At 35.3% G+C, this 14,736-nt stretch carries 13 protein-coding genes and 1 other RNA gene; 1 reads left to right on the top strand and 13 read right to left on the bottom strand.

Features of this window, described 5'->3' with window-relative positions; translation table 11 throughout:
• Positions 1-233: 233 nt before the first annotated feature.
• The 12 genes from ssrA to KA858_RS09445 form a co-directional block, all read right to left on the bottom strand.
• Positions 234-595: a transfer-messenger RNA gene (ssrA, locus tag KA858_RS09390) on the bottom strand.
• A gap of 236 nt (positions 596-831) precedes the next feature.
• Positions 832-1,302 (bottom strand): SsrA-binding protein SmpB, encoded by a 471-nt coding sequence (gene smpB / locus KA858_RS09395; RefSeq protein ID WP_011276368.1) that lies wholly within the window; start codon positions 1,300-1,302, stop codon positions 832-834.
• A 24-nt stretch (positions 1,303-1,326) separates the two neighbouring features.
• Entirely contained in the window at positions 1,327-3,705 is a 2,379-nt protein-coding gene (rnr, locus tag KA858_RS09400) for a ribonuclease R (protein WP_210135534.1), read from the bottom strand.
• Between the two features lie 40 nt (positions 3,706-3,745).
• A complete protein-coding gene (locus KA858_RS09405) occupies positions 3,746-4,486 on the bottom strand; it encodes an alpha/beta hydrolase (RefSeq protein ID WP_107629992.1) in 741 nt (246 codons plus the stop codon).
• 231 nt (positions 4,487-4,717) lie between these two features.
• Complete coding sequence (gene secG, locus KA858_RS09410; protein WP_011276371.1) at positions 4,718-4,951, bottom strand: preprotein translocase subunit SecG; 234 nt, start codon at positions 4,949-4,951, stop codon at positions 4,718-4,720.
• Positions 4,952-5,018: 67 nt separating this feature from the next.
• On the bottom strand, positions 5,019-5,489 hold the full coding sequence (locus KA858_RS09415) for a hypothetical protein (RefSeq protein ID WP_210135535.1): 471 nt from the start codon (positions 5,487-5,489) through the stop codon (positions 5,019-5,021).
• A gap of 246 nt (positions 5,490-5,735) precedes the next feature.
• The gene (eno, locus tag KA858_RS09420; RefSeq protein ID WP_011276373.1) at positions 5,736-7,040 is read right to left on the bottom strand and encodes a surface-displayed alpha-enolase; all 1,305 of its coding nucleotides are present in this window, start codon (positions 7,038-7,040) and stop codon (positions 5,736-5,738) included.
• A 152-nt stretch (positions 7,041-7,192) separates the two neighbouring features.
• Positions 7,193-8,710, bottom strand: coding sequence for a 2,3-bisphosphoglycerate-independent phosphoglycerate mutase (gpmI, locus tag KA858_RS09425; protein WP_053029902.1), 1,518 nt, complete (start codon positions 8,708-8,710; stop codon positions 7,193-7,195).
• 2 nt (positions 8,711-8,712) lie between these two features.
• Complete coding sequence (gene tpiA, locus KA858_RS09430; protein WP_210135536.1) at positions 8,713-9,474, bottom strand: triose-phosphate isomerase; 762 nt, start codon at positions 9,472-9,474, stop codon at positions 8,713-8,715.
• 126 nt (positions 9,475-9,600) lie between these two features.
• The gene (locus tag KA858_RS09435) at positions 9,601-10,791 is read right to left on the bottom strand and encodes a phosphoglycerate kinase (protein WP_053029904.1); all 1,191 of its coding nucleotides are present in this window, start codon (positions 10,789-10,791) and stop codon (positions 9,601-9,603) included.
• 163 nt (positions 10,792-10,954) lie between these two features.
• A complete protein-coding gene (gene gap / locus KA858_RS09440; RefSeq protein ID WP_011276377.1) occupies positions 10,955-11,962 on the bottom strand; it encodes a type I glyceraldehyde-3-phosphate dehydrogenase in 1,008 nt (335 codons plus the stop codon).
• A gap of 48 nt (positions 11,963-12,010) precedes the next feature.
• Positions 12,011-13,027, bottom strand: coding sequence for a sugar-binding transcriptional regulator (locus tag KA858_RS09445; RefSeq protein WP_075109132.1), 1,017 nt, complete (start codon positions 13,025-13,027; stop codon positions 12,011-12,013).
• 337 nt (positions 13,028-13,364) lie between these two features.
• Between KA858_RS09445 and KA858_RS09450 the strand changes: the two genes are divergently transcribed.
• Positions 13,365-13,583, top strand: a complete 219-nt coding sequence (locus tag KA858_RS09450) for a hypothetical protein (RefSeq protein WP_210135537.1) — start codon at positions 13,365-13,367, stop codon at positions 13,581-13,583.
• A gap of 241 nt (positions 13,584-13,824) precedes the next feature.
• Here the strand turns inward: KA858_RS09450 and KA858_RS09455 are convergent, their stop codons facing one another.
• Entirely contained in the window at positions 13,825-14,523 is a 699-nt protein-coding gene (locus tag KA858_RS09455) for a DUF4887 domain-containing protein (RefSeq protein WP_053029907.1), read from the bottom strand.
• Between the last annotated feature and the right edge of the window lie 213 nt (positions 14,524-14,736).

Consider the following 14,736-nt stretch of genomic DNA (forward strand, 5'->3'; position numbering starts at 1 on the left):
TACGAAAGTGCCTTATTTTTTTAAAGTATTACAATGTAAAATTACATATAAATACAAAGTATTTTGGCGAGACTCTTGAGGGAACAGGACAAGCTGAAGACTACAGGCTGAAGCTGTCCCCTAAGAAAGCGAGCCAACAATACGGAGTATTGTAAATAAAGAAGCCAGTAAATGAATTTATGAAAAACTCATTTACTGGCATTTTTGCTAGGAATTATGTCCCAGCCTCTATATAGTGGAGACGGCGGGATTCGAACCCGCGTCCAGAGGTCCTGATACACACCTTTCTACGTGTGTAGTCTATTGATAAATTTCGCATAATAGTAAGCAACAGACAACCAGTATTATGCTAGTTTGATTGGATTTCATCTAAACAGACTTCAAACGGCAGTGTTTAGCATATCCTACTAGGGTTGAATCGCGTTAACAGCACGTAGGAGATGCTGTTAGGCGATGCAGAGTGCTATTACGCAGCTACTGCGAAATTATTGTTTGATTTGTCAGTTATATTTACTGAAATGTGTTGATGTCGGAGACAACCCTCCGACACGCTTAATGTGCTCGAGGGACCCCTGTCGAATCCAAAAACGCCCCCGAAATAATATTAGATACGTTTAGTATATAACACCCCTTTATGGCATCATGTACAAACGCAGTAACTGATTGAACTGAGAGGCTACTAATCTAAAGCATTTCTCAGTTCTAATCATTCTTGCGAGATTGAGATGATGCATTCAGTTAGAATGTCACCCCAATCACTAACTAACATATCAGTTCATTCACAACATCAGTTATCATACCAAATAGAGACCAATTAAGCAACAAACACGCTTAATAACGGTCCTTAATCGCACGATCTACATCACGTTTCATTGCTTTATCTTTTAAAGCTTGACGCTTATCGTGTATCTTTTTACCACGGGCTACACCTAATAAAACTTTACACTGACCATGCTTTAAATACAGTTTCAATGGAATAAGAGAATATCCAATTTCTCTTGTACGTTCTCCAAGTTTAATAATTTCCTTTTTATGGAGTAATAACTTTCTAGAACGTAAAGGGTCATGATTAAAACGGTTTCCTTCTTCATAAGGGGCAATATGCATATTATTAATGAACATTTCGCCACGTTTAACTTGCGCATAGCTATCTTTCAAATTGGCACTACCACGACGAATGGATTTAATCTCTGTCCCTTTTAATGCAATACCCGCTTCAATGGTATCTTCAATATTATAATCATGTCTAGCTTTTCGGTTTTCAGCTAATGTACCGGGTGATTTTGTTTTCTTCTTAGCCATTAATCTCTGTCACCTCTTTGCTGATTATTTTTTCTTGCGTCGTGATTTTTTCTTCACACTTTTATCTTTGTAAAATGGTTTGTGATTCGTTTTACCTTTTTTATCACGATTACGTTGATTCTTACCTTTTCGTTGCTTACGTTTTTTCTTTTTGCCTTTATGATTATCATCTTTTGATTTATCTAGAGATTTGCCACGTGTTTTAGCCTGAATGGTTTTTCCTCTTGATGGACGTTGACTTTGATCATTTTTCGGTAATGGCATACCAACGATTTGGAAGTCTATCATGCGCTCATCTACATCAACATGTGTGACTTTTACTGTAACTTGATCACCTATGCGAAATACTTTTGCTTGGCGTTCACCAATAAGTGCCATTTGGCGTTCATCAAAGTGGTAATAATCATCTGTCATATTTGAAATATGAACCATACCTTCAATGGTGTTAGGCAATTCAATAAACATACCAAAGTTTGCTACTGAACTTACAATACCTTCAAATTCATCGCCGATATGCTGAATCATATATTCCGCTTTTTTCAATTCATCTGTATCTCGTTCCGCTTCAATTGCACGACGTTCACGTTGTGACGTATGTTCAGCTAATTCCGGTAATTTATCTTCCCATTTATGCAATTCTTTATTATTCATAGAATGATCGATGAGATATTTTCGAATTAGACGGTGAACCGTTAAGTCAGGGTAACGTCTAATCGGTGATGTGAAATGGGTATAGTATTCTGCTGATAAACCAAAATGTCCTAAGTTCGTATCATCATAATGGGCTTGTTGCATTGAACGTAACATCATTGTTGAGATAACCATTTGTTCTGAACGGCCTTCAACCTCTTCTTGAATCGATTGCAATGTTGAAGGATGGATATCTTCACCCGTACCTTTAATCATAATACCGAAGTTAGTAATAAAGTCGAAGAACTGTCTTAAACGATCAGATTTAGGTTGTTCATGGACACGGTAAATGAATGGTACTTCTAATTTATTGAAATGTTCAGCCACGGTTTCATTTGCTGCTAACATAAATGATTCGATTAAGCGTTCACCTTCACCACGTTCACGTAAAACTACATCAGTCGGTAGACCTTCGTTATTGACTAATACTTTGGCTTCACTAATATCAAAATCAATTTCACCACGTCGTTTGCGCATTTGAATGAGACGATTTGATAAATCTTGTGCTAAATCAAGCATCGGTGTAATTTCTTGATATTGTTGTCGCACTTCTGGATGCTTCTCAGTAATAATTTGATTTACTGCATCATATGTCATTCTGTAATTAGAATGAATGACACTATCAAATATGTCATGATTTACTACTTCACCGCGTTCATTGATTTCCATGCGACAACTTAATGTTAAACGGTCGACTTCAGGATTCAATGAACAAATACCATTACTTAAGCGGTGTGGAATCATCGGAATAACACGGTCTACTAGGTAAACACTTGTTGCTCTATCGTAAGCTTCTTTATCTAACGCTGAGTCTTCTTTAACGTAGTAGCCAACATCTGCAATACTTACAGTTAATTCAGTATGACCGTTTTTTAATTTTTTAACGCTAATTGCATCGTCTAAATCTTTTGCATCAGCACCGTCAATTGTAATCGTTAGCTCGTCACGCAAGTCAGTACGTCCTTTGATTTCTTCAGGCTTAATCTCTTCAGGTACTGCCTCAGCCTCTTTCAAGACATTATCAGGAAATTCAATTTCGATTCCATGTTGATAAATGATTGATAAAATATCTACACCTGGATCATTCTTATGGCCTAAAATAGCTGATACATGACCTTCTGGATTATCCGTACCGTCCGCATATTTCGTAATTTGAACGAGCACTTTATGGCCATCTACGGCGCCAAGACTTTGGCCTTTCGGAATGAAAATGTCTTGCATTATGCGTTTATCATCTGGAATAACGAATCCGAAATGTTTCGCTTCACTATACGTACCGACTACTTGGGTTACAGAATGTTTCTCAATTGATTTAACTTCGCCCTCTATTTTACCTTTATGCTCACCTTTAGACTTCTGTATCTCGACAATCACTGTGTCGCCATCTAATGCACGATTAATCTTAGTTGGTGGGATAAAAATATCATCCATCTCTTCATTTTCAGGACGTAAGAATGCAAAGCCCTTTTTATTTTGGCTTAATGTCCCCTTAATTAATTTAGAGTTCGTATTTTTATGTGATTGTTTACGTTGATATCTATCCGTTTTAGTTCTTTCAACTAATCCTGATTGTTCTAGTTCTACTAGCACCTTTATTAAATCTCTAAATGAGTCGGCACTATTAAGACCTAAAGCATCTTGAAAATCAGACACAGACATGGGTTCATAATCAGGTTGTTTTACAATTTCTTCAATGGATTGCTTTAAATTCATCATGCCCCTCCTTTCTACTTTCTTTTAATTTTTAAAATGATTATTCAGACCAATCTAAAGTTTCTAAGAAGTCATAGACGTCTTCGAATACTTGTTCTTTTTCTTTATCGATTGTTATGACATGACCTGAATTTGCATACCATTTAATATGTTTGTCTTCTGAATCGACATTATCGTATATATAATTTGCTGATTGAGGATTAATCATTTCATCATTTTCAGCTTGTACTACTAATATTGGATCAAGTACATCATCAACTTCATTTCTAACGTTATTTAGTGTCTCACTCAACTCTTTTAATGTTTCAGTTGGCTGGAAGTCTTCCATCTCTTTATCAATCGTCTCTTGATCTTTACCTTCATATTTTTTAAAGTTGCGCGCATATTCTAAGAAACCTTCATATATTGTACCTTGCGTTTTCCCTTCAGCAGGTGCACACATTGTAATAATACCCTTCACTGGACGGTTCAAGCTTAATTTTAAGGCGTACACGCCACCTAATGACAATCCAGCTACGGCGATATCTTCGTAGCCATGTTCCACTAAATAATCATAGCCATCTAGCACGTCTTTAAACCATACATGCGGACTTGATTTTAAAATTTCTTCTGGTGGCGCAGCGTGCCCTTCATATTGTGGCGCATATGACGTGTAGCCTTTTTTCTGTAGAAATCTGCCTAATTGTCTTACGTCTGATGAATTACCTGTAAATCCATGTAGGAGTAAGACTGCGCGTTTGCCTTCCTCAAAGAAGAACGGTTGTGGTAATTTAATTTGCATTCATAATCCCTCTTCCATCGTTATCTCTAAATTACTAATATATACTGTTTTACTTTTCAAACATCATTTCTCATATTTACATATATATTTATACTTATTAAATATTCCCTTATTTCTTCGGAAATATGCATGATTTAAACTTGGACTTTATGTCCACGACTTGAATATCTATGACGTCATCCGTCTCTATTCATTATAAATAAAAAAGCCCGACATTAACATCGTCGGACCTTATAAACCAAAGTAACTGATACCAATCATTATTAAAAAGAAAATGACTGCTAAAATAATTGTTAATCTATGCAAGAATAAATCGACGCCACGTTGTTTTTGTTTACCAAATAACTGTTCTGCGCCACCACTAATAGCACCTGAAAGTCCATTACTTTTACCTTCTTGGAGTAATACAACAGTGATTAATGCAATACAATCAATAATTAATAGTACTATGAAAAGTGTATGCATGAAAATTGTCCTCCATTCATTATATACGTTCCGAATTATATCACATACTCGTCTTTATAATCAATGACTATCGATTAAACGTACTTTTACGTACAATTGAAATGATTAGCATATATAACGCTAATACGGTTGAGCAAATCATAACAATTATAATTGGAATAATAAATAGTACTGATTTCGCTGCTATAATCGCATTTATAACCATGGCTAAGTTTACTAATGTAAATAATATATTGGATACATAGACTGCAAACATAAACCACCATAAGTACTTATGTCGATTCCATAATGCAATGACACCCGCTAAATAAGCTAAGATATACATCATTCCTGTGTATCTGAAACTATTTAAGATGTTAGCGACTGCACTATCACTGACTTTCTGACCTGCCTGTGATAATAACGTCTTAGCCGTTAATGTATCTAATGCAATAAAGTTATGGATGATCAATAAAATACATAATATTAAAGAACTGTAGCCAATTAACTTACCTGCATTTCGTTCCCTCTGACTAGGTTGATTAAGCTGATTCTCCATCTTTACTTCTCCTTCTTTTATATACACATCTATTATATCAGTTTGAATACGTAAATTAAATCTGTTCCATTCTCAGCAAACACCTTTTTATTTAAAGAATTACAACCTGTTATAGACAACTTCGATTTAACATGCGTTCGTTTTGTTTGCCACATGATTAAAAAAGCCTGCCACAGTCTCAACTCTGTGACAGGCAATATACATTTGCGTGAACTCTATTATATTAAATAAATCTCTGTATTAAACTTATTTATCTAAATTGTAGAAAGATTTGATGCCATCGAATTTAGCAGTTTCAAATAATTCATCTTCAATACGTAATAATTGATTGTATTTAGCAATACGGTCAGTTCTTGATAATGAACCAGTTTTAATTTGGCCAGCGTTTGTAGCTACAGCGATATCAGAAATTGTAGTATCTTCTGTTTCACCTGAACGGTGAGAAACTACTGCAGTGTATCCAGCTTTTTGAGCCATTTCGATTGCTTCGAAAGTTTCAGTTAAAGTACCGATTTGGTTAACTTTGATTAAGATTGAGTTACCAATACCTTGTTCAATACCTCTAGAAAGGATTTCAGTGTTTGTTACGAATAAATCGTCACCTACTAATTGAACTTTATCACCGATACGGTCAGTTAATTGTTTCCAACCGTCCCAGTCATTTTCATCCATACCATCTTCGATAGTGATGATTGGGTATTTACCAATTAATTCTTCTAAGTAGTCAACTTGTTCAGCTGCACTACGTTTCGCACCATGTTCACCTTCGAATTTAGTGTAGTCATATACACCATTTTCGTAGAATTCAGATGATGCACAGTCAAATCCTAAGAATACATCTTCGCCTGGTTTGTAACCTGCTTTTTCGATTGCTTTGATGATTGTTTCTACAGCATCTTCAGTACCTTCAAATTTAGGAGCGAAACCACCTTCGTCACCTACTGCAGTTTCTAAACCACGTTCACTTAAGATTGATTTTAAGTTATGGAAGATTTCAGCACCCCAACGTAATGCTTCTTTAAATGATTCAGCACCTGTTGGTAAAATCATGAATTCTTGGAATGCGATTGGTGCATCTGAGTGAGAACCACCGTTTACGATGTTCATCATTGGCACTGGTAATTGTTTACCATTGAAGCCACCTAAATATTTGTATAAAGGTTGACCTAATAAGTCTGCTGCTGCACGTGCAACTGCGATAGACACGCCTAAAATAGCGTTAGCGCCTAATTTACCTTTGTTTGGTGTACCGTCTAATTGAATCATCATTTTATCGATAGATACTTGATCTAATACTGAAAATTCACCTTCAACGATTTCTGGTGCGATAATTTCGTTAACATTTTCAACTGCTTTAGTAACACCTTTACCACTATAACGTGATTTGTCTCCATCACGTAATTCAACTGCTTCGTGTTCACCAGTAGAAGCACCTGAAGGTACTAATGCACGACCGAAAGCACCGCTTTCAGTTAATACTTCAACTTCAACTGTTGGGTTACCACGTGAGTCTAAGACTTCGCGAGCATAAACATCTGTAATAATTGGCATGTGAAAAATCTCCTTTAATTTAGATTCTAAAGCTATTATAGCTTGATTTAATCTTTAAATAAAATATTTATATCAGTTAAGGACTGAATCCCTAAGTTTTAGTGATTATATTAGGGATTACAATATCCTTATACTTTAAAACGAAACTTTATTTAGTGCTTAATAAGTGATTCACCAGTCATATCTGATGGTTGATCAACATTCAATAAGTCTAATAATGTTGGTGCTAAATCACCTAGACGACCAGTTTCACGTAATGTAACGCCTTCTTTAGTTACAATAACAGGAACTGGGTTTGTCGTATGTGTTGTCATTGGTTGATCATCGTCAGTTAACACTTGATCAGAGTTACCATGGTCAGCAGTAATAATTGCATAACCATTCATATCTAAAATTTTGTCGACAACTTCACCTAAACATTCATCCACTGCTTCGATTGCTTTAATCGTTGGTTCTAACATACCACTATGTCCAACCATATCAGGGTTAGCAAAGTTTAAAATGATTAAATCTAAATCACCTTTATCTAACTCTTCTAATAATGCATCTTTAACTTCATATGCACTCATTTCAGGTTTTAGGTCGTAAGTTGCAACTTTTGGTGAATCAATCAGACGACGACGTTCACCTTCAAATTCTTCATTACGTCCACCACTCATAAAGTATGTTACGTGTGGATATTTTTCTGTTTCAGCAATACGTAATTGTTTCAAGTTGTTATTTTGAGCAACTTCACCAATTGTATTCGTTAAATCAACTTTTTCGAAGACAATTTCAGCATCTACATTGTCATTGTATTTAGTAAATGTTGCATAGTATAAGTCATTAACTTGTTCTACTTTGAAACCATCAAAGGCTTTGTTAGTAAATACTTCTGATAATTGTGCTGCTCTGTCAGGGCGGAAGTTGAAGAAGATAACCGCATCTCCATCGTTCACGCCATCATTTTGACCTTCAACAATAAATGGTTCAACAAACTCATCCGTTAAGTCATTAGCGTAGTTAGCTTCAACACCTTCTTTAGCTGATGCATAAGAAGGACCTTCAAAGTTACGAATTGCATTATATGCTTTTTGTTCACGGTCCCAACGTTTGTCACGGTCCATTGCATAATAACGACCAGAAATAGACGCGAATTGACCTACACCTAATGCTTTAAATTTAGCTTCTGTGTCTTCAATGTATTTAAGTGCTGATTTTTGATCTACGTCACGACCATCTAAGAATGCATGTACATAAACTTTATCTAAACCTTTTTGTTTAGCTAATTCTAATAATGCAAATAGATGTTGGTAGTGACTGTGTACACCACCATCAGATAATAATCCAAAGACATGTAATGCAGAATTGTGGTCTTTAACATGTTGTGCAGCATTATTTAATACATCATTTTCAAAGAAATCACCATCAGCGATTGATTTATTGATACGTGTCAAACTTTGATAAACGATACGTCCTGCACCAATGTTCATATGACCAACTTCTGAGTTACCCATTTGACCTTCAGGAAGGCCTACGTCTAAACCACTCGCTTCAATTTGAGTAGTAGGATATTTACTGTAATAACGATCAAAATTAGGTTTGTTCGCTTGTTTCACAGCATTACCATGTTCACTCTCACGATTAGCGAAACCATCTAAAATGATTAGAGCTGTTGGTTGTTTAGCCATAATTATTTTGCACCTTCTAACAATTGTACGAAATCTTCAACTTTTAATGATGCGCCACCTACTAATGCACCATCAATGTCAGATTGAGCCATATATTCTTTAACGTTGTTAGGTTTAACACTACCACCGTATTGAATACGTGTTGCATCAGCAACGTCTTGGCTTGCTACTTTAGCTACTGTTTTACGAACGTGTGCACACATTTCGTTTGCATCTGCAGAAGTAGCTGATTTACCAGTACCGATTGCCCAAATTGGTTCGTATGCGATAACAACTTGTTTAAGTTGTTCTTCTGATAAACCTTCTAGTGCTTTTTCAACTTGGTTACTAACGATTTCATTAGCTTTACCATTTTCGCGTTCTTCATCTGTTTCACCAACACAAATGATTGGTGTCATACCATGATTAAATACAGCATGTGCTTTTTTATTCACATCTTCATCTGTTTCATGGAATAATTCACGACGCTCTGAATGTCCGATAACTACGTATTTAACACCTAAGTCAGCTAATACTACTGGAGATGTTTCTCCTGTGAATGCACCATTATCTTCAAAATAAGTGTTTTGAGCACCAATTTTTAATCCTTTTGCTTTGCCATCATTTACTAATGAAATTAGTGCATCTAATTGGATTGTTGGTGCACAAATTACTGATTCAACTTCTTTTTCATCAGGTAATGTTGGTAAGTTATTAACGAAGTCTTTAGCTTCTTTAACTGTTTTGTTCATTTTCCAGTTACCAGCTATGATTGGTTTTCTCATTGATTACACTCCTATATATTTAAATTGTAATTTTAGCGTTAAATATCTTTTAAGACGTAACGTCTCATTCTTTATGCATTTTCCCTAGAAAATGTTTAGAAAAACGTAGACATTTTCATAAGTCGATTATTTGTTATTAATCGCTTTAATGCCTGGTAATTCAATACCTTCTAAATATTCTAATGATGCACCGCCACCAGTAGAAATATGTGTGAAGTCATCTTCGAAACCTAAAGAAATTGCAGCTGCTGCTGAGTCACCACCACCGATAATAGTAGTAGCGTCTTTTAAGTTAGCAATGGCTTTACATACACCGATTGTACCTTGAGCAAAATTACTGAATTCAAATACACCCATAGGTCCGTTCCAAACGACTGTGTGTGCACCCTCTAATTCTTTAGAGAATAACTCAACAGTTTTAGGTCCAACGTCCATTGCTTCTTGATCTGAAGGGATGTTGTCTATTGATACTTCAGTGATTTCAGCATCATTAGAGAATTCTTTTGCCACTTTTGCATCTACTGGTAAAACGATTTGATCGCCGTTACTTTCAAGTAATGCTTTAGCAAAGTCGATTTTATCTTCTTCTAATAATGATAAACCGATTTCTTTACCTTGCGCTTTTAAGAACGTATACGCCATTCCGCCACCGATAAGAATTTTATCAGCAATATTTACTAAGTTTTTGATGACGCCGATTTTGTCAGATACTTTAGCGCCACCTAAGATAGCAACTACTGGTTTGTGTGGGTCGTTGACAACACCACCGATAAATTTAATTTCTTTTTCCATTAAGTAACCAGCTGCAGTTTCTAAATGTGTAGAAATACCGACATTAGATGCGTGTTCACGGTGTGCTGTACCGAAAGCATCATTGACAAATACATCACCTAATGAAGCCCAATATTTACCTAATTCAGGATCGTTTTTAGATTCTTTTTTACCGTCTAAATCTTCAAAGCGTGTATTTTCAACTAATAATACATCGCCTTCTTTTAAGTTTTTGATAGCAGTTTCTAATTTTTCACCACGAGTTTCTGGTACGAAAGTGACCTCTTTACCTAACTTTTCTGATAAAGCATCAGCAACAGGTTTTAAAGTTAAACCTTCTTTATCACTTTCTTGTTTAACTTTTCCTAAGTGAGAAAATAGAACTAATTTACCACCTTGTTCGATGATATATTTAATTGTTGGTAAAGCCTGAACAATACGGTTATCATTTGTGATTTTACCGTCTTTTAAAGGTACATTGAAATCAGCACGTTCAAGAACAACTTTCCCTTTTAATTCTAAATCAGAAACAATTTTTTTTGCCATTATAATTTCCTCCTCTAAATAGGAATTACTAATATAAAAATAAGCGGAGAAGCGTTAGTGCTCCCCGCTTACTCATAAGCTAACTTATTTCAATAATTTGTACAAGTGTACTTTCAATCGTACATCTATACTGAGCACAAGTTTATTTAACTATGCTTCTAAATTATTTAGATAATTCTGCTAAATATTCTAAAGTACGAACTAATTGAGCAGTGTAAGACATTTCGTTGTCGTACCAAGCTGCAACTTTAACTAATTGACGGTCACCAACAGACATTACACGAGTTTGAGTAGCATCGAATAATGAACCGTAAGTCATACCAACTACGTCTGAAGAAACGATTTCGTCTTCAGTGTAACCGAATGATTCGTTTGAAGCGTTTTTCATTGCTTTGTTAACGTCTTCAACAGTAACGTCTTTTTCTAATACAACTGTTACTTCAGTTAATGAACCTGTAGCAACTGGTACACGTTGAGCACCACCGTCTAATTTACCATCGATTTCAGGAATAACTTTACCGATAGCTTTTGCAGCACCTGTTGAGTTTGGTACGATGTTTTGAGCTGCTGCACGCGCACGACGTTTGTCGCCTTTTTTATGTGGACCGTCTTGAGTCATTTGGTCACCAGTGTATGCGTGAATAGTTGTCATTAAACCTTCAACTAAACCAAATTCGTCACTTAACACTTTAGCAACTGGTGCTAATGAGTTAGTAGTACATGATGCACCTGAAACAACTGTTTCTGAACCATCTAAGTCATTGTGGTTAGTGTTGAACACGATTGTTTTAACATCACCTTTAGCTGGTGCAGAGATTAATACTTTTTTAGCACCTGCATTGATGTGTGCTTCTGCTTTTTCTTTATCTGTATAGAAACCAGTACATTCTAATACTACGTCGATATCTAAATCGCCCCAAGGTAATTTGCTTGCATCTGGTTCTTCGTATGATTTAACTTCTTTACCATTTACGCGGAAACCACCATCAATAACTTCAACTTCTCCTGTGAAACGACCTTGCATAGTGTCATATTTTAATAAATGAGCTAACATTTCGTCGTCTGTTAAGTCGTTTACTGCAACTACTTCAATACCTTCTACGTCTTGAATTCTTCTAAATGCTAAACGACCAATTCTACCAAAACCATTAATTGCTACTTTTACTGCCATTATAATGGCCTCCTTTAAAATGATATTTAAAAAGCTATTAACTTTTTATTACTTATTTAATATTACTTTTGCTGCTGCTTCATCAGTAATTAATACTGTATTCTTAGGAGCAATACTTAAGTAAGCTTTAATTGCTTCTCCTTTAGATTGACCTCCGGCAACAGCGAATATAAAATCTTTGGTTTCTAAATCTTCAAGTTGTAGTCCTATCGTCTTTACTTTATAGACTACGTTGCCTTGAGCATCAAAATAGTAACCGAAAGCTTCTGCAACGGCTTGGTGATGTTGAAGGCTTTCAATCACTTCATCTGATGATTGTCTACGATGCGCCATCTTCAGCGCATCACCAATACCGTGTATTGTTATATTTGCTTGTTTGATTTTATCTAATGTATGAACCACAGAAGGTTCCATTAGAAGTGTATTATACGTTGATTCACTTACATTATCTGGTACGTAAAGCGTTGTATAATACCCACCTGTTTGTTGCGCCATGCTCGCTGAAATCGTGTTAGCTTGGTAGATAACATTTTCGCCAAGGCCACCACGCGCTGGAACAAAAAATACATTAAATGGTAAAAGATGCATCGCACGGCTAACATTTGCCATTGTCGAACCACCTGTTACTGAAACAATCGCATCTTCATATAGGATGCTTTCAAGTAATTGACCAGCTTGTCTTCCCATTTCTGATTTTACGTTCTCATGAGCATCTGCATCACCAGGTATAACATGAACTTCTTTAATACCGAAAGTGGTCTTAATTTGTTCAGCTAATTGATTATCATCAGTATAAATATTGAAATATTCGTTAAGCTGATTTAAAACAGATCTACCTTCTTCAGTGATTTCCATTCCAGTTGATTTAACTTGGATTAAATCTTGCTTCTTCAACATATCTGTTTCAGACCTTAAGACACGCTCAGTAATATCCATATGTTCACTTAAACTTCTTCTACCTACTGGTTGATTATTTGAGATAGTAGTTAAGATAGAAAAGCGTCGATACATTTTATCCACGAGATCAGGTATCAACTTCTGTTGAATTTTAATCAAGTCTTTCACTACTACCTTCCTCCTTTATGTCTAAAAGGTAACCAATAGTATAAAAACGGTTTGACTATTTATGTCCCGCCTGGGACAAAATCTAACCTCTTTACACTTGCAATAGTACTATTGTGTTGATGAAAATGCAAGAGAAAAACTCTAATATTTAAAATTATCTGTAAAATTTCCCAAATTAAGTAGAATAAACCCACTACATACAAAGCAAAAAGTATTATTTATCTCTTATTTTATAGTATTACCCTCAAAGTTTAATAATTATTCTTTTGCAAAATACTTTCCTATATAAGTTGTTCTCATTTACAATAGAAGCACTTCATTTAAAGGAGGAGAAAAAATGGCTCGCGAAGAGGATAATCATGTTGAGGTTATTGATCCAAATGATCGTAGATATAAAGATGATGACTATTTTAATCATTCGCACCCTACTGATCGAGCGCATTATTCCGTTAGGTATCGGTATGGTTGTGGTTGTCCATTTGGTTGCCTTTCTTCAATCTTTATTTCTATTTTACTTTCTATCATTTTTACTTTTTTATTGAATTGGGTGTTTTAAAGATAAGGCGAGTGGATAAGGAGCTCGGTAATGATGTCGTATTGGTACAAATTCATTCTAGCGCTTTGTCATCATACTATTGATGACTAAACTAAGAAAAGCAGCCTCATGAGAAATCTCATAAGACTGCTATCATCACTTGCATCTCCTTTAACCATCGATGCTTAACGTTAATTCATTGCCAGTTAATGGGTTTAAATCATACTAATATCACAAGTCTTAATCAAGACCTATGATGTCGCTAATTATTATTAGATGATTGTTGGTTTGATTGGCTTTGTGTAGACGTAGCATTTCGTTGTGTCGTTTGTCTTGAAGTTGATTGCTGCGTAGATGGTTGCGTTGTTGAACGTTGTTGTGTTTGCGGTGATTGTTGTGTTCTAGTTTGTGTGCTTGATTGAGTACGATTTGGTTTATTCGTATTTGACTCATTCGTATTTCTATTGTTGTTGCGATTGCTATTATTTTCTTGTGTTGCCTGTTCTTTTGTACGGCTTTCTTCAGTAGTAGCCTCTTCTTTAGTTGTTTTCTCTTGAGTTTTTTCTTCTTTAGTATCTTGTTTTGTACGTTGTTTCTCTTCAGTTGATGGTTGTTTAGTTCTTTCTTGTGTTGAAGGCGTTGCTTGCTGAGTCTGACGTTGTTGAGTTTGAGGTGCTTGTTGCGTAACAGTTTCCTGCGTCACATTCGAACGTTCTTCACTCGATTTTTTGTCATTCTCTTCTTTATCTTTTTTATCTTTCTTGTCTTTTTTCTCTTCAGTTGATTGATTATTTAAGCGTTCACTTGATCGGTTAGAATGATCAACAAATGCGTAAATCGCAAAAGCCAAGCCACTTAATAATAATAAGACTATAATCGTGCTAATCAGTTTCGAAATGCCACTCATCTTTTTCTTTTCCGGTTCACCAAAGTCATCTCTATTTCTATTGTTCTTAGACATAAGTTACCTCACTTTAATATATTCAATTTGTTTAGTCCCTATATGTAGCAAATTATTTTACAGTAATTCACACGAAAATGATATAAAAAGGATTAAGACATAAATTAAATTGATACATAATTACTTATATATGATAACATCATAAGTAATTACAAACATCAATTATGCAAATATAATTTAATTATAATTCGAGAGGATAAAGTCCGTATAATT

The sequence above is a fragment of the Staphylococcus sp. GDX8P80P genome (assembly GCF_017893095.1).
GTDB lineage: Bacteria > Bacillota > Bacilli > Staphylococcales > Staphylococcaceae > Staphylococcus > Staphylococcus borealis.